Here is a 15401-nt window from a genome sequence, read left to right on the forward strand (position 1 = left end):
AAGTGGCGGATGACGTCGGTGACGTCCTGATAGTTCCGCCCCAGCCTGTCGACCCAGCGCACCACCAGCACATCGCCCCGGTGTAACATGTCGAAGAGGCGTTTGCCCTCGGGGCGTTCCGCCAGCGGCACCGAGACACCGGAGACGCCATGATCGACCACCACCTTATCGAAGGTGAAGCCTGCGGCCTCGGCCTGGGCCAATTGGTGGCTGCTGTTCTGGTCCTCGGTGGAGACACGGGCGTAAAGAATGGTGCGGGACATAGTGGCCTCAGGCTGTACGGAAAGGTATTGCCCGATAGAAGACCTGTACGAAAGCAAAAGTCAACCCTTACGGACAGACTTTTCGGGCATTTCTGAGGTGTACGCTACGGTATAGCCTAGCGGTCACCGATGCGCTGGGCAGGGAGAGGCCCCCGAAGGATGACAAAGCGGGGCCGTTGGCGGGCACGGCGATGACCACGGCGACCGCCGCCGCCCCTGAGCAAGGCTTTGACCGCCTCGGCCTGGGTCATCCACCCCCACCGGGGGATAGGCGCGGGCAGCAGGTATCTATCTTGAGGTCGCAGATTTTTGCGAAAATCTAAATGGCATATCCATTATTTTCTTCATGCCACTCCGAATGGCATTCCAAATTCGAAGTTATTAAACGTGTCGATAGGTGAGATGCACATTCTGTCAGTCACTAATTTTCACGCGTGTGGTTTCGAATGCCACGCGCCACGGATGTTATGCGTCTAGCGAAAACAAAATGCGACTAAGAACTGATCTTATTCTCTCGGTAGACATGTTAATGCACGCTTCACTGAAAGCGGCCTTGCAATTGTCATCAACACCTCTCGAGTAAAACCAATCGATATTACCCTTGTTCAAACCTGTGATCTTTCGACTTAAAGCTTGGTTGCTTTTTACACCATCCCATATATCACCTTGAATCGTGTCATCCAATGCTAGTCCCGGAATTTTATTTTGGGCATTTAGTATGCTTTCGTACGCTGCTGCAGCTTCATGCGCAGGAAACATGAATTCCATTGGATGAAACGCATTGCTTTCACTCAGATTCCATCTAGCGAGGAATTCCCGATAATCATCGTCTAGTGGCAAAATCCAGGTCCAGACATCTTTCGCGAATTGAACCGGCTCGATAAGTGCCTTGGCATTTTGGTTGCTTATTTTTTCCGCGGCACCTCGACCCGCCTTATCATTATCAAATAAAAAGAAAATTGGGGTGCCGGGAGTGATGCCACCGCCACGCAAGACGGATGTTATTATCGCATGCGCAGTTTTCGGCGTCCCTCCTAACGTGGAAACATTTACTGCATCCTTCTTATTCATGGCGTCGAGGATTTTCTCAACCACATATTTATCATGTATTCCCTCTGTGTAGAGCGTTGGACGCTCGAGATTTTCAATCTGCGCCTTCATAGCCGTAATTTCTTCTGCAAGCGCTTCGGTGCGAGCTTGCTCGCTGGCAATCATTTCGTTAAGTTCAGCAACGTGTTTGATGATGTAAGGAAGTCGGAGCAAGCCCGCGCCTTCCATGACTTTCTCAGTTTGCATGATGTCATCTATCGGCGTTATGGCATCTTCAGGGTACACGTTTCCGTCGTCATTGGACTCCTGCTTTGTAACAAAAAATCTCTTTACGCTTTCCCCATGGAGCTCGTCTGCTTCTGCGAGATAAAATGCGGGCGAATGGCTTGTGATGAAAACCTGAGTATCCTCTCTAGTGGAGAACGCTTTAAATCTTCTAGCCTCTGATGATGCGGCCTCCAAGTCCAGTGAATTCTCGGGCTCCTCAAACCCCCAAACGAATAACTTTTTCCTGCTTTCCGACTCATTTATGAAGCGTAGAATTTCAGGAATATATCGTGCCTTTATGCCATCACCCTTTTGGCGAAGCAGAGAATGCTGCCCAATGCCAACAGAAAAGTCGAGATTTCGGAAAAGCCTCTCCATATCAGTTGGAGGAGATAGCACGGCATTTCCCGGAATGACATTTGATATGCTGTTGGTTAAATTTGCAGCCTCCTCCCCTATCGCGGAAATAAAATGGTTTGTTTTCTGGATGAACTTTGCATTTTGCGAGATGGCGCCGTACATTCGCTCAATTAGACGTGCAAATGAGTCCCGATCTTTGATGGCCGGAATGTACGCGAAATCTATGTCATTGAGAAACCGAGTCAATTGCGTCTTTTTGCTAGAAGTGAAGTCCGCTTTTCCTATCAACTCTTTTCCATTTATTATCCAGGCTTCATCCGGTATCTTGCCTGTAGAGTTCCACTGACGTTTTATTACCACCTTTTCTCCGAGGGTGCCTGCATATTTGGGAGGGGTATTGAAGGTGACCTTGATCCAAACAAATTTTTTGGCTGATGTTTTTCTGGCGTCTGATAAGTTCATTGAGAAATCAAAGTGAGTTCGGTATTCGGCATCGCCATCATCAACTTTGTTGTTGAAAAATAAATTTAGCGCTTTTAGTAAATTTGACTTCCCGCTATCATTGCGCCCGAATATTATATTGAGATCTTTTGTTTGATCTAGCTGCGCAGAAAATAGAGATCTAAAATAGTGAACTTCAATCTTATCTATTATGCGCATGGCAACCTCAAACGATAACGAAATTCGTGTTGACCTATAAATGCACCCAATGTGTTCATTGGGCAATAGCGATCTAACCTACGGCGAAGACGTGCGCTGAGGTATCGTTGTCAACTCGCACGGATTGCTAGAGACACATTCAACACCTTCCAGCTTCCAGCTTCCAGCTTCCAATTATAATCACGCTTCGACGAAGACAGTCTACTGCGCTATCGATCATCCCCGTAGTGACAACGCACCGTAAGATCGTTTTATACCGCAAAGTTGTAAATTTCATGCGGCGTGTAAGATGTAGCCAACACATATTTTGTATTTAGAACAGATCAAATCGGAGGCCGTGAAGGAGGGGCAAAGCTACCACTATGCTTTTTCACGAACCCGCAAAGAAGGCGTTCAAAGCAAAACTTTGCCTGTTTGGGAGGCTATCTTCTTCGTACGGTGCCGCACCCAGAGGTAGTTATCACTTGCCCCAGGCACGCCCCACCGAGTTTCTACACAAAGCTTGACGGGCTGAAAATTTTTCCGTTATATATCAACAGCAAAGCCGCAAAAAACTGGAATTCAATCCTCTCTTGCAGCACCATATTTTCTTATTATATGTCAAGAAGTTGACCTCTATCAGAGGCTTAAGTTGAATTCGGTTCTACACCGAGGTTCTATACAATGCTCCTTCCGATGAGTCGTCCGCACAAGAACCCTCAGACTGGGGTCTCATCTCGGCACCCTAGATATCGTCATTAGCGCCGCGCGCTACTCGCGATCATTTGGCGCGGCATTGCTGCCGCGCCGGAAGTTTCCCCTTAAAGCGCGCGGGTGGAGAAATACCAATCGACCGTGTTGTAACCTTCCGAGGCGCGGGCTTCGGCGGCTTCGGGCGTGGCAGGGGGCGGCACGATCACCGCGTCGCCCGGACGCCAATTTTCCGGCATCGCGCATTGATGCTCTTGAGCCGTTTGCAGCGCGATCAGCAGGCGCAGGATTTCGTCGATCTGGCGGCCCGTCACCATCGGATAGTAGAGCATCGCGCGCAGATTGCCCTGCGGGTCGATGATGAAGGTTGCGCGCACCGCCGAGGTGTCGGAGGCGCCGGGCTGGATCATGCCATAGGCCTGCGCCACCTTCATCGACAGATCGGCGATGATCGGGAAGGTGATCTCGACGCCGAATTTCTCCTTGATGTTGCGCATCCAGGCGATGTGCGAATAGTGGCTGTCGATCGAGAGGCCCAGAAGCGCGCAGTTGCGCGCCTCGAATTCGGGCTGAAGCTTCGCGAAGGCGATGAATTCGGTGGTGCAGACCGGTGTGAAATCGGCCGGATGCGAGAACAGGATCAGCCATTTTCCGGCATAATCGGAAAGCTTGCGCTGGCCATGCGTGGTGGGCGCGTCGAAGGCGGGCGCCGGGGCGTTGAGTTGCGGCATCGGCAGGGCGGTGGGGGTGTCGGTCGTCATCGGAGATCCTCCTGGGTTGCGTTGCGGAAGATCTAGCCTCGGGTACATCATAGTTGAAATTGATTGTGCGGCGATCTGTGATAGATAAAGCCAATGTATATGCCGCATCTCACCCTGCGCCAGTTGCGCTTTCTGGTCGCGCTGGCCGATACGCTCAGTTTCTCGCGCGCGGCCGAGATCTGCGCTGTGACGCAGCCGACGCTTTCGACCGCTTTGGCAGAGCTTGAGGCGCGGCTTGGCGTGGCCCTAGCCGAGCGCACCCGGCGCAGCGTGATCCTGACGCCTCTGGGCAGCGAGATCGCGGCGCGGGCGCGGGCTCTGTTGCTGGCGGCGCAGGAGATCGAAGACCTTGCCCGCGCGCAGGCCGCGCCAGAGGGCGGCGATCTGCGGCTTGGCGCCATTCCCACCATCGGTCCCTATCTGATCCCGCGCGCGCTGCCCGGCCTGCGCGCGCGCTTTCCCGATCTGCGGCTGTTCCTGCGCGAGGAAATGACCGAAAGCCTGATTGCCGGGCTGACGGCGGGGCGACTCGATCTGATCTTGTTCGCGCTGCCCTTCGAGGCCGAGGGGATCGAGGTGATGGACCTGTTCGACGACGGCTATCACCTTGCTGCGCCGCCCGGCACTTTAGGACCCGGCTCTTTAGGCGCGGGCGAGGTGCGGGCCGAGGCGCTGGAGGGGGCGCGGCTGATGCTGCTCGAGCGCGGCCACTGCCTGCAACGCCATGCGCTTTCGGCCTTTCCCGACCGCAACATCGCGCAAGACGACAGTTTCGCGGCAACCTCGCTGCCGACCCTGATCGCGATGGTCGGCGAGGGGCTCGGGATCACGCTTCTGCCCGATCTTGCGATCGCGGCCGGGGGGGGGGCGGGGGCAGAGATCGACACCGCGCCGCTGCCCGAGGCCTGCCCGCGCCGGGTGGTGCTGGGCTGGCGCAAGACCTCGGCGAAAGCTCCGCTTTACCGCCGCATCGGGGCGGAGCTGATCGAAGCGCGCAAGATCATGAGCGAAATGCCTTAAAGCATCGTGGCAACCTGGGGCAAAAGCCAAACCCCGTCTTTGGGGGCGGTGTTCATGCAAAGCTGGCAGCGATAGGCGCGCGACAGAAGTGGCGCGGTCATCACCTCGGCGGGCGAACCGGCGGCTGAAATCTTGCCCGCCTCCATCAACACCATCTGTTCGGCATGCATCGCTGTGAGGTTGAGATCATGCATCACGGCAATCACCCCGCCGCCCGCATCGGCAAAGCGGCGCAGCACGGCCATCACCTGTAGTTGGTGACCAATGTCGAGCGCGGCCACCGGCTCATCGACGAAAAGCCAAGCAGGGCGCCCTTCATACACAGGGGCCCAGACCTGTGCGCGGACCCGAGCCAGATGCCCGCGTGCCTGCTCACCGCCGGACATATCATGGAAGAAGCCGTCGATTTTATCTGCAAGACCAACCTCTTCAAGCGCGGCTTCGACCACACCGGGCAGATGCGCGGCATTGCCAGACGCATGGCCCATCGCCACCACTTCGCGCAGCGTGAAAGGAAAGCCGACCGAAACCGATTGCGGCAGCACGGCGCGACGTCGTGCAAGCGCGCGCGCAGAGAGCGTGGTGAGCGAAACACCTTCGAGCCGCACCACCCCCGCGCCCGCCAGATCCCCCGTCAGGCGGCGCAAAAGCGTGGTCTTGCCAGAGCCGTTTGGCCCGACGATGGCGGTGATTTCTCCCGGTCGCGCCCGCAGATGCACCGCCTGCAACACCGCGCGCCCGCCCAAAGTTGCGCCAAGCTGTTCGGCCTCCAGCATCTCAAATCTCCAGATGCGCGCGGCGCGCGAGCAATATCCACAAAAACACCGGCGCGCCGATCAGTGCCATCAAAATGCCAATGGGCAGTTCGGCAGGGGCCACCAAAAGCCGTGCGGCAGTATCCGCCGCGACCAGCAGCGCGGCCCCAAAAAGCGCCGAAAGCGGCAAGAGCAACCGATGCCCCGGCCCAATCGCCAAGCGTAGGATATGCGGCACAACAATGCCAAGAAATCCAATGCCGCCTGAAACCGCGACCGAGGCCCCCGTCATCGCCGCCACGGCAAGGATCGCCCCGCGTTTGACGCGCTCAACCGGCACCCCCATATGCCGCGCGACGGGCTCGCCAAGAGCCATTGCATCCAGCCCGCGCGCCAATAGCGGGGTGCTCAAAAGCCCCAAAATCAAAATCGGCGCGGCGGCAGCAAGCTTGGGCCAATTCGCCCCCGCCAGCGAGCCAAGCCCCCAAAAGGTCAGATCGCGCAACTGCGCATCATCGGCGGCAAAGATCAAAAGCCCCGTCACGGCCCCCGCAAGAGCCCCCAGCACGATACCCGCCAAAAGCATGGTGGCAATCGAGGTTTGGCCGCGCGCGCTGGCGACACGGTAAAGGATCAACGTCGCCGCCCAGCCCCCCGCAAAAGCGAAGATCGGCACCAAATAAATGCCCGTTGCCGCGCGCAGCGCGGCGGGCAGCGCGCCCCCCAAGACGATGGCAATCACCGCGCCAAGCCCCGCGCCAGCACCCACGCCGACAAGACCCGGATCGGCCAAAGGATTGCGAAAGAGCCCCTGCATCAAAGCGCCGGAAACCGCGAGCCCCGCCCCCACCAGCGCGCCCAAAAGCAGGCGCGGGAGCCGGATGTCAAACAAGATCGCCCGCTCCGTTGGTGAAATCTCTCGCCAAAGCGGCTCCCAAGGCAAAAGCCCAGAGGCCCCAAGGCTCAGGCTGGCCACCGTTGCCGCACCAAGCAACACCCCAAGGGCGCCGCCAACCACCGGAACGGGCAGACGATGCGCCGCCATTTTAACGCAGCTCCGGATAAAGCGCGCCATGAAGCGCCGCAATCGCTTGCCCAGTGCGCGGGCCAAAGCCCAAAAGGAACATCCCCTCCATCTGCACCACGCGGCCCGCCTGCCCCGCCGGGGTCGCCGCAATCGCGGGATGGCTCCGATAATCGGTCTTGGCCTGTGGCCCTGCGGCACCACGTTCCATCACCAACAAAACATCGGGGGCGGCGCTCGCAATCGCCTCATCTGTCAGCGCCTTGTACCCAGCAAAGCCCGTCAACGCGTTTTCACCGCCCGCCAGCGCGATGATCGCTTGGGCCGCAGTGTCGGAGCCTGAACCGGTGAGCCGCCCCCCAGAATTGCTTAGAAGAAACAGCACACGCGGTTTTGGCCCCGGCGCTTGGACCGCAGCAGCCCGCGCCGCAGCGATCTCATCTGCCACGCGGGCGGCCAAGATCTCCCCGTCCTGTGCCACGCCCAGCGCCTGCGCAACCGCACGGATTTTCGCAACCACCGCCTCTGGGCTATGCCCTTCTGCCACGGTGACGAGATCCACGCCTGCGCTGCGCAAGGTGGCAAGCGTTTCAGGCGGCCCCGCCCCTTCGGTGAGCAAGATCAGATCGGGGCGCACCGACAGCACGCCCTCGGGCGAAAGCTGGCGCATATAGCCCACATCGGGCAGGTCTGTGACCGTTTCGGGATAGGTTGAGGTGGTGTCGCGCCCAACAAGCCGCGCCTCTTGCCCAAGCGCGACAACGACTTCGGTCAGGCTTCCGCCGATTGAAAGCACGCGCTCCTGCGCGGCAACCGTAAGCGGCGCGAATGCGAGCAAAAGCGCAAGGAAAAGGCGGGTCATTGCGCCGCCTCCACCTGCCGAGCCCCCGGCAAATCGGCCACAAGGCTGTTCCAGCCCGTGACCGCCGCTTCACCCGCACGCAGCACGCCAAAGATTTGCGCGATCAGCCCCCCCTCGGCGTCAAAAAACTCCACCGAATGGGCCGGGCCGCGGGCAGTGTTTTTGACCACCGCATAGGTTTCGGCAATGTGGTCGCGCCGCAAATGCAGATCGAACCCCGGATCAAGCACATTGATCCACGGCCCGGTTTCCACCACGCGCCGGATCGGCCCGGTGTGAATTTCGATGCAGCCCGCATTGCCAACAAAGACCATGATCGGCACCGCTTGCTCTGCGGCTTGGTGCAGCAACTGTTCCACCGCCTCATTGGCCAAGGGTCGCACGAAAGGCGCGCCCGCAAGCCGATAGGCCCCCAGCCGGTTCATTTTCAGCTTGGAACACAGCCGCAGGAATTGATGCGTATCCTCAAGCGCCTCCCAACCCGCCACCAAATCGGCCAGTTTCTCGGGGTTGAGCTTTGCCGCCTCGGTCGGTTTACGAGGCGCAAAAGACAAGACGGGGTCTTGATCGGGCAGGCGCAGCGCATCCACCAGCCCCGCCCACTGCGATACCTCGCTTTCTTCGCGCAAATGGATCTTGTGGATCGCATCGCCTGCCGCGTCGAAGATTTGCACAGAACGTTTCACGCCGCGTTCGGTTTCTTCTTCGAGCGCGAAGCCATACACCCAATGCGCGGGGAAGAGCCGCAGATCAATCTCTTCGTTCACCACCAACGCGGCATGCGCCCCCGAGCGGTAATCGTCATAAACCCCGACCTTCTCGATCACGCAGCTTTCGTTGCGGGTCAGCGCCATCACCGGGCCCAGCGCGGTGAGGCGCGGGATCAGCGCATCGGGCGTGACATTGATGCGGGTCGCCCCCTGCCCAATCCGCGCCGCACAAAGCGCCGCTTCAGGAATACCCAGATCGCGCGCCAACTCCCGCGGGCGCGCTTTGGGGGCGGCCTGTTTCGCGGCGCGGATCTCTTCAATGGAAAGCGTCATAGGATATCCTTTCAGGATCAAAAGCGCAGCGAGGTGCCGATGTGGAGGGTGCGGCCTTGGCCGTTTTCGGTGGCCGAGGCCGAAAGCCACGGCACGTAGACCGTGTCAAAAACGTTGGTGACCTTGGCATAGAGCACCGCATCGTCTGTCAGCGCGTAGCTCGCAAACAGATCGACCAATTCGTAGCTGTCGTCTTTTTGGTAGGCGGTGGTGGTGTAGGTATCGGTGAACAGCCCGCCCGAGACATAGCTATACTGCGCCCCAAGCGTCAGCCGCTCCTCAAGCAAATCCCGCGAGAGCCGCAAAGACAGCGTGTCATCAGGCAGATATTGCCCCGCGCCAAGGCCCGGCATCTGGCTTGGCAGATGCGCGCTGTTGTGGGTGTAGCTCAGCCCAAGATCAAAGCCGGGATGTTCATAGATCAGTTCAACCTCTACCCCTTCGGTGCGCGAGGTCCCCGGCAAATTGGCAAAGGCATAGCCCGTTTGGCCCCAGCTATTGGTGGTGAACCGGGCCACCACGTAATTCTCCACATCCATGTGGTAGTAGTTCACCCGCCCGGTCAGCCGGTCGCCCGTGGCAAACACGCCCTCCCGGTTGAGGTTAAACCCGATCTCATAGCCTTGCTCGGTTTCGGGTTCGAGGTTCGGGTTCGCCACCATCCCAACGCCGCCGCCCGGATGGCTGCCGCCGAGCATGGTTTCTTGCAGCGTCGGCGCGCGCATCCCCTTCGACAGTGTCACATAGGGCTGGAACCAGTCGGTCAGTTGATAGGCAACCGTCAGCTTTGGGTCGAGCGACTGATCCGAGATGTCGATATCGCCCAAGGAGGCCGTGCCTTTCAGGCTGTAGTAATTCGCCCGCAATCCCGCAGTCACTTCCCACGGACCATTGGCAAACACGTTTTCTGAAAAGAGCGCGGCGCGTTTGGCGGTGCCCGTGGTCGGGTTCACCCCGCCCGCCGTGCCGCCCAAACGGTCTTGCGAAGCCTCGATCCCGTTCGCGCTCGTCAGCGTCCAAGCGCCAAGCGCGATGTCCGAGGTATTGGTCACATCAAAACCGGTGGTGCGGGTCGAAAGCGTGCGGCCAACGTAAGCACCGGTGCCAGACACCCAATCGGTCTCGGTCTTTCCGGTATAGACATTTGCCCGCAGATCAATGAGCGCGGAGCCCGGCGTGTAGCGCAGCCCCAATTTCGCAATGTCATTCGTCAGGCTCTGCCCATAGCCCGTGGCGAAGAAATCGCTTTCATAATGCATCAGCGAAAAGCTGATCCGGGTGCTGTCCGACAGGTCATAGCCAAGCTTGAAAAGCTGCGAGGAAATATCCTGATAGGTGTTGGCAACCGTTGCCCCCGCGCCATCGGCATAATCATCACCCGTATGGCGCGACGCAGCAAAAAGCATGTCAAACCGCCCCGCCTGCAGCGCCGCGGCCGCCATGCCAGAGGTCGCATGGCCATTATCGGTCTGCTCAAGCCGCACCATACCGCCTTGCATGGCCCCGTCTTTGAGCACATCGCCCGCCTCAAGCGTGCGGAAATCCGCAGAGCCCGCAAAACCGGAGCCGCCAAGCGCGGTGACCGGGCCGCGTGTCACATCCACCCCCGCCAGCAGGTTTTCATCCACGAAAACATAACCCTGCGCGGCGTGCCCGGTAAGCCTGTAGGTCTGCGGCACGCCATCAACCGACATCGCCACCCGGCCCGAGCCCTCAAAGCCGCGAATGTTCACGGAAACGCCCGGATTGCCGGGATCTTTTTGTGTGAAGACCGACGTTTGCTGCCGCAAAAGCCCATCCAGATCAGTGGTGGAGGCTGCGCCGCGCAGATCATCAGACCCAAGATGGGTCGCGTTTTCCCCCGCAAAGATCGGCGTGCCATCTTCGGCATAGCCAATCACGATCTGCCCAAGATAGGTGATATCGCTCGCGTCTTGTGCCGCAGCCGGCACGGCAAGAGCCGTGGAACAAAGCAAAAAGGCGGCCAAATGCCGCGATGCATGGCGCATAGGTGTCTCCAGAAAAAAGCGGAAATTGGCTTTGCTGGCACGGCGCTGGCATGGCGGTTTTGCCTTCAATTAAAAATCTGACCAATAAAGTCAAGATTTGAAATTCATCTTTTTTCGGCGCAGGATGACGCGGAATCGTCCCTTTCGAAAGCATGCCCATGTTCCTTGCCATGAACCGTTTCACCGTGCCGCTGGAAAATGCCGAAGCCTTTGAGGCGCTTTGGCTGGGGCGCGACTCTCGCCTGCATGAATTGCCCGGATTTGTTGAATTCAACATGCTACGCGGGCCGGAGGCAGAGGATGGCACGCGGCTCTATGCCTCCCACACGGTTTGGGAGAGTGAGGCCGATTTCCGCAACGGGACCACATCGGAACAATTCCGCGCGGCCCATGCCCGTGCCGGTGATACGCGCAAACTGCACGCGGGTAGCCCGCAATTTGAGGCTTTCACCTCGATCCAGCGCAAGACCCCTGCGGGCTGAGCGGCCTATACTTGACTCTTTCACTTTAATCCGAAACACGCCTTGATCGCCAGCCCGTCGCCAGCGCCTTTCCCAGCCCCAGCCTGCGAGGTTTGCCATGACGCCCGGCGACGATCCCTTGATCCTGTTTCTTGACCGCCTTGGGGCGACAGAGCTTGCGCAAACATTGCGCGACGCTGCCGCCTCAGAGGCGCTGACACCGCTTGCCATGTTCATGGCCGCCGATTGGGTTGTGAAAGCGGTGATGCTTGGACTGGTGGCCGCCTCGATTCTGGCTTGGGCGATCTGGGCGGGTAAGCTTTGGCAGCTGTCGCGCGCACAACACCGCTTGCGGCGGGACTATCGCCAGCTTGCCGCACGAGGGCAACTTGGCCCAGAGGAAGACGCGCCGGGGCTGATCGCACGCATGACACAAGCCGCCCGCGCGGAAATCCGTGCCTCTGCGGGCCTGCCGGATGCCGGGGTAAAAGAACGCGTCGCGATTGAGCTGGCACGGATCGAGGCGGGCGCCGCCCGGATCATGCAAGCTGGGGTCACGGTGATTGGCTCAATTGGCGCGACGGCACCGTTCATTGGGCTGTTTGGCACCGTTTGGGGCATTATGAACGCCTTTGTTGGCATTGCGCAAAGTGGATCGTCGAGCCTTGCCGTGGTCGCTCCGGGGATTGCCGAAGCCTTGATGGCCACGGCGCTCGGCTTGGTTGCCGCGATCCCGGCGGTACTGCTTTACAACCATCTGACGCGTGCGTTGGGTGGCTATCGCACCGCTTTGGCCGATGCCGCCGCGCTTGTCGAGCGCACGCTTTCGCGCGACCTTGACCGCGCGCGCCATGCGCCCCCACAGGCTTTGCATCTGGTGGCCGAATAATGGCGGGGCGGCTTTTTGCAGAAGACGACCTCGCCCCCGAGGCCGCGATCAACATCACCCCCTTTATTGATGTGATGCTGGTGCTTTTGATCATCTTCATGGTGGCGGCACCGCTTTCGACCGTGGATGTGCCGGTCGATTTGCCCGTAGCCTCTGCCGCGCCTGAAGCCCGCCCCAAAGACCCGGTGATCGTGACACTTCAGGCCGATGGGGTGCTCCTTTTGGGTCGTGACACGCTCACCGCAGAAGCGCTTGGCCCCGCGCTTGAAAGCGCGACCGAAGGCGACCGTTCGGCACGGATTTTCCTCTCCGCCGATCAAGCCGTGGCCTATGGGGAGATCATGGCGCTCTTTGATCAGATGCGCGCAGCGGGCTATCTGAAAATCGGCCTTGTTGGCGCAGAAAAGGCTGCGCCATGAGCCTTGCTTTTGAGCGTGCGCCCTTGCCGTTCCCTGCGCGGGCCCTTGCTGCGGGGCTCGTGGTTTCGCTTGCGTTGCATGGCGCGGCGTTGGCCCTGATCACACGCGAAGACGGCGGCGGGCCAGAGGTTTCTGCGGGCGATGGCGGGCAAGAGTTGGAAACGCTTGCCGCCATTGAGGCGCAGTTTATCGAGCTTGCGCCCCCCGCCATAACCTTGCCCGCCCCGGAAATGACGCTGCCGCTCAGCGCACCGAAAATAGATATTCCGCAGGTCGCCCTGCCCGATCCGATCTTGCTGCCGCCGGAAATACGCCCCGATCCCCCAGCCCCGAAAACACGCCCGCAGCCGAAACCAGAACCGAAGGCCGCGCGACGTGAGCCCGCGCCAACACCAAGCGAAAGCCGCGCGGCAACGCGGGCTTCTGGTGCTGGGAGGGCCGAGCTTGCTGGGGCCGCGGGCCAAGCCGCGCTCCCTGCCCTCTCGCCCGGCCAAACGCAAAACCTGTTGAACCGTTGGGGCGCGCAAATCCGCAGCCGGATCGAGCGTAGCAAACGCTACCCAGCAAGTGCGGGCCGCGCCTCTGGCACAGCCATCGTCAACCTGACCGTCAGCCAAACGGGCCAGTTGTTGGCAGCCACGGTCGCGCGTTCATCGGGGCATGGGGCGCTGGACAACGCCGCGCTGGCGGCCGTGCGCAAAGCCGGGCGCTTCTCCGCCGCGCCAAAGGGGCTCAATACCCCCTCGCACACCTTTGCCCTCGCGCTGCAATTCCGGCGCTGATCAAGCCTTCGCGTCTAGCTGGCTTTGGCAACCGAAACAGTGCTTTGCTCGCGGATCTGGTGCGCATTGCGGATCCCGAGCTTTTGCTTGATCTCGGCCCAAATATCGAAGGCGCGCGACCGTTTAACCCCAATCACCTCACCCGCCTGCGCCACCGTCGCCCCGGCCCGCACTGCATCGAAAAGGCGCCGCTCTTGCGCGGTCAGGGCGACTTCATGCAGCGGCAACGGGCAAGGGACGCCATCACGTTTCTTGCCAAAGGTCACGATCCAACTCGGGGCACGCTGGTCCCGGTAAAGCGGATCAGGTGAGAAAGGCGTCGCCCAGACATCAAGCGGTTCTTTGGCCTCGATTGTGTCACTCGCCGCCGACGCCAGCCAACTGGCGGCACCGTGCTGTTGCGCGGCACGCGGCACAAGAAGCCGCCGCTTCGGCCCACATGTGCCCACTTGCCCCTCGGACAACAGCACATCAAAAAGTGCGTTGCTGCGCTCCACCTCGCCATTCGGCCCGGTGATACAGGCGGCAATCGACATACGCGCCAATTGATCGAAGGCGGCGTGGCGCGCCTGTTCAACATGCACCATATTCTGCGCTGTCTGCCATGCCTTGCGCAAAAAGCAATAATTGTCAGCGGCATAGTCAAGAGCGGCTTGTTTTTCCGCAGCCGATTGCGGCCCAAGGAACAGATTGCACGCCGTCCAATAGCCCGGCATCCGCTCAAGCTCGAAGACCGCCGTATCCGTGACACCTGCGGCATTTACCCACTCAAAGAAGCTTTGATCCGGCGCGGAGGCGGGGTCGAACACGCGCGACATCAACATCGGCCGCTCCGGATAATGCGTGCATTGCACATCTGCCCAAGTGTCACGCGTGCGAAGGTTTTGCATATAATGGGCGATCGCTTGGATCGAAAAGCCACAAACCAAGGGCGAGTGATACTCGGTAAGCAAGGCTTCATCATCAACGATCTGGCAGGTTTTACCGTCGCGCAAGGTGATGATCGCCGCCTTTGCGCCGGTTGCCGTCATCATATGGGCCAACACTTGCGACCATTTTTGCGAATCGTTGATCGCCTCCATCGCAAGGAGGACCAGTTTCTCGTCCATGTCACGCTCTCATACACTTCGCCGACAATCGGCGCACCACACCCTAACGAAAGCCAAAGGACCGTCATTCACCCAAGCGACGCCTCTAACACGATAGCGACCGAACACAAGACCGGAGTCGAGTCCGTTGAGCGAAGGATTCGGCCCGCCTAAGCCTTTTGCTTAGAAGGTGGGTACAACGACTATGACGGCGCTTGAACATAGCTATTTGACGGCATTCAAACGGGAAGTGGCCCTGCCCCCCAAGCTTGCCGATCTACGCGAATCGCTGATTAAGGCGCGCGATCCTTTTGCCGCCTTTGGTAAGTTTTTGCACAGCCATGAGGTTTTGGGGTTCCATTATCTGCGGCTTTGGCGCCCCGGTGAATTGAAGGAAGCACCGCCCGCAAGCGCGCTTTTTCAGCGCCACAGCTATTGTGCGGACTGGTCATCGCAGATCGCGGAAACGGCAGCTTTCACCTACGATCCGACCGTCACGCTGTTGCGCCGTGGAGAGCGTGCCATCGTTTGGCAATCGCGGATCACAACAACCCCGGAAGCGGCGGCCTATCGTGAACAAGCGCATGAGCTCGGGCTTGTGTCGGGAATCTCTTTGCACCTGTATGAGGGACGCGATGGGGCGGCGGGTCTTGGCCTATGGTGCGCGCCACAGCCAAACGCGGAGAGTTTCGCGACCTATTGGCAGGGTGTCGGCCCCATACTCACGCAGGCGGCGTGGCTTTTGGATCATGTGCTCCGTGACCAGCGGCCCAATGCTTTGATCGGGTTGACGCCCCGCGAAGTCGATTGCCTCGCAGGCCTTATGACCGGGCACCGATCGGGCGAGATTTGTTGGCAGTTGAACCTGTCAGAGCGCACGTTTGAAAAACACATCAGCAGCGCAAAGACAAAACTCAAGGCACGGACCCGCGATCAAGCGCTGGCGAAAGCAATGATGCTCAACCTGCTGCCGATGTAAGGCAAGAACTGGGCGGGGC

At 59.4% G+C, this 15401-nt stretch carries 15 protein-coding genes; 6 read left to right on the top strand and 9 right to left on the bottom strand.

Going from position 1 to position 15401, the window contains the following annotated elements:
• The 3 genes from BW967_RS03175 to BW967_RS03185 all read right to left on the bottom strand — a co-directional run.
• Positions 1 to 263: recombinase family protein (locus tag BW967_RS03175; protein WP_139327785.1), on the bottom strand; the 263-nt coding region annotated here is incomplete at its 3' end.
• A gap of 465 nt (positions 264 to 728) precedes the next feature.
• Entirely contained in the window at positions 729 to 2600 is a 1872-nt protein-coding gene (locus BW967_RS03180; RefSeq protein WP_076483617.1) for an ATP-dependent nuclease, read from the bottom strand.
• 800 nt (positions 2601 to 3400) lie between these two features.
• Positions 3401 to 4051, bottom strand: coding sequence for a peroxiredoxin (locus BW967_RS03185; RefSeq protein ID WP_076483618.1), 651 nt, complete (start codon positions 4049 to 4051; stop codon positions 3401 to 3403).
• Between the two features lie 93 nt (positions 4052 to 4144).
• Between BW967_RS03185 and BW967_RS03190 the strand changes: the two genes are divergently transcribed.
• On the top strand, positions 4145 to 5071 hold the full coding sequence (locus BW967_RS03190; RefSeq protein ID WP_083951908.1) for a hydrogen peroxide-inducible genes activator: 927 nt from the start codon (positions 4145 to 4147) through the stop codon (positions 5069 to 5071).
• Here BW967_RS03190 and BW967_RS03195 read toward each other — a convergent pair.
• From BW967_RS03195 to BW967_RS03215, 5 genes are read right to left on the bottom strand one after another with little or no spacing between them, the layout of a single operon-like run.
• A complete protein-coding gene (locus tag BW967_RS03195) occupies positions 5068 to 5847 on the bottom strand; it encodes a heme ABC transporter ATP-binding protein (RefSeq protein ID WP_076483619.1) in 780 nt (259 codons plus the stop codon). The genes BW967_RS03190 and BW967_RS03195 overlap by 4 nt on opposite strands.
• A gap of 1 nt (position 5848) precedes the next feature.
• Positions 5849 to 6871 carry a FecCD family ABC transporter permease gene (locus tag BW967_RS03200; protein ID WP_245826418.1) on the bottom strand — a complete coding sequence of 341 codons (1023 nt, stop codon included), beginning with the start codon at positions 6869 to 6871 and terminating at the stop codon, positions 5849 to 5851.
• 1 nt (position 6872) lies between these two features.
• A complete protein-coding gene (locus BW967_RS03205; protein ID WP_076483621.1) occupies positions 6873 to 7712 on the bottom strand; it encodes a heme/hemin ABC transporter substrate-binding protein in 840 nt (279 codons plus the stop codon).
• A complete protein-coding gene (locus BW967_RS03210) occupies positions 7709 to 8755 on the bottom strand; it encodes a hemin-degrading factor (RefSeq protein WP_076483622.1) in 1047 nt (348 codons plus the stop codon). Before BW967_RS03210 ends, BW967_RS03205 begins: the two co-directional genes overlap by 4 nt.
• Positions 8756 to 8772: 17 nt before the next feature.
• Complete coding sequence (locus BW967_RS03215) at positions 8773 to 10764, bottom strand: TonB-dependent receptor domain-containing protein (protein WP_076483623.1); 1992 nt, start codon at positions 10762 to 10764, stop codon at positions 8773 to 8775.
• A gap of 158 nt (positions 10765 to 10922) precedes the next feature.
• On the opposite strand from BW967_RS03215, the gene BW967_RS03220 reads away from it, so the two are divergent.
• From BW967_RS03220 to BW967_RS03235, 4 genes are all read left to right on the top strand, one after another.
• Entirely contained in the window at positions 10923 to 11246 is a 324-nt protein-coding gene (locus tag BW967_RS03220) for a heme-degrading protein HmuQ (protein ID WP_076483624.1), read from the top strand.
• Between the two features lie 97 nt (positions 11247 to 11343).
• Entirely contained in the window at positions 11344 to 12114 is a 771-nt protein-coding gene (gene exbB / locus BW967_RS03225; RefSeq protein ID WP_076483625.1) for a tonB-system energizer ExbB, read from the top strand.
• A complete protein-coding gene (exbD, locus tag BW967_RS03230) occupies positions 12114 to 12533 on the top strand; it encodes a TonB system transport protein ExbD (RefSeq protein ID WP_076483626.1) in 420 nt (139 codons plus the stop codon). Before exbB ends, exbD begins: the two co-directional genes overlap by 1 nt.
• A complete protein-coding gene (locus BW967_RS03235; RefSeq protein WP_076483627.1) occupies positions 12530 to 13315 on the top strand; it encodes an energy transducer TonB family protein in 786 nt (261 codons plus the stop codon). The genes exbD and BW967_RS03235 overlap by 4 nt, the downstream gene beginning before the upstream one ends.
• Positions 13316 to 13329: 14 nt before the next feature.
• On the opposite strand, the gene BW967_RS03240 is transcribed toward BW967_RS03235, so the two are convergent.
• Positions 13330 to 14424 carry a hypothetical protein gene (locus BW967_RS03240; protein ID WP_076483628.1) on the bottom strand — a complete coding sequence of 365 codons (1095 nt, stop codon included), beginning with the start codon at positions 14422 to 14424 and terminating at the stop codon, positions 13330 to 13332.
• A 184-nt stretch (positions 14425 to 14608) separates the two neighbouring features.
• On the opposite strand from BW967_RS03240, the gene BW967_RS03245 reads away from it, so the two are divergent.
• Positions 14609 to 15382: a helix-turn-helix transcriptional regulator gene (locus BW967_RS03245; protein WP_076483629.1), complete on the top strand. Its 774-nt coding sequence runs from the start codon at positions 14609 to 14611 to the stop codon at positions 15380 to 15382.
• The last annotated feature ends 19 nt before the right edge of the window (positions 15383 to 15401 follow it).

Source organism: Rhodobacter aestuarii, from assembly GCF_900156655.1.
In the GTDB taxonomy this organism is placed as follows: Bacteria; Pseudomonadota; Alphaproteobacteria; order Rhodobacterales; family Rhodobacteraceae; genus Rhodobacter; species Rhodobacter aestuarii.

Bases quoted from the DNA above. Each gene is read 5' to 3' on its own strand.
- BW967_RS03180 (WP_076483617.1), bottom strand. From the start codon at position 2,600: ATGCGCATAATAGATAAGATTGAAGTTCACTATTTTAGATCTCTATTT.
- BW967_RS03185 (WP_076483618.1), bottom strand. From the start codon at position 4,051: ATGACGACCGACACCCCCACCGCCCTGCCGATGCCGCAACTCAACGCC.
- BW967_RS03190 (WP_083951908.1), top strand. From the start codon at position 4,145: ATGTATATGCCGCATCTCACCCTGCGCCAGTTGCGCTTTCTGGTCGCG.
- BW967_RS03195 (WP_076483619.1), bottom strand. From the start codon at position 5,847: ATGCTGGAGGCCGAACAGCTTGGCGCAACTTTGGGCGGGCGCGCGGTG.
- BW967_RS03200 (WP_245826418.1), bottom strand. From the start codon at position 6,871: ATGGCGGCGCATCGTCTGCCCGTTCCGGTGGTTGGCGGCGCCCTTGGG.
- BW967_RS03205 (WP_076483621.1), bottom strand. From the start codon at position 7,712: ATGACCCGCCTTTTCCTTGCGCTTTTGCTCGCATTCGCGCCGCTTACG.
- BW967_RS03210 (WP_076483622.1), bottom strand. From the start codon at position 8,755: ATGACGCTTTCCATTGAAGAGATCCGCGCCGCGAAACAGGCCGCCCCC.
- BW967_RS03215 (WP_076483623.1), bottom strand. From the start codon at position 10,764: ATGCGCCATGCATCGCGGCATTTGGCCGCCTTTTTGCTTTGTTCCACG.
- BW967_RS03220 (WP_076483624.1), top strand. From the start codon at position 10,923: ATGTTCCTTGCCATGAACCGTTTCACCGTGCCGCTGGAAAATGCCGAA.
- exbB (WP_076483625.1), top strand. From the start codon at position 11,344: ATGACGCCCGGCGACGATCCCTTGATCCTGTTTCTTGACCGCCTTGGG.
- exbD (WP_076483626.1), top strand. From the start codon at position 12,114: ATGGCGGGGCGGCTTTTTGCAGAAGACGACCTCGCCCCCGAGGCCGCG.
- BW967_RS03235 (WP_076483627.1), top strand. From the start codon at position 12,530: ATGAGCCTTGCTTTTGAGCGTGCGCCCTTGCCGTTCCCTGCGCGGGCC.
- BW967_RS03240 (WP_076483628.1), bottom strand. From the start codon at position 14,424: ATGGACGAGAAACTGGTCCTCCTTGCGATGGAGGCGATCAACGATTCG.
- BW967_RS03245 (WP_076483629.1), top strand. From the start codon at position 14,609: ATGACGGCGCTTGAACATAGCTATTTGACGGCATTCAAACGGGAAGTG.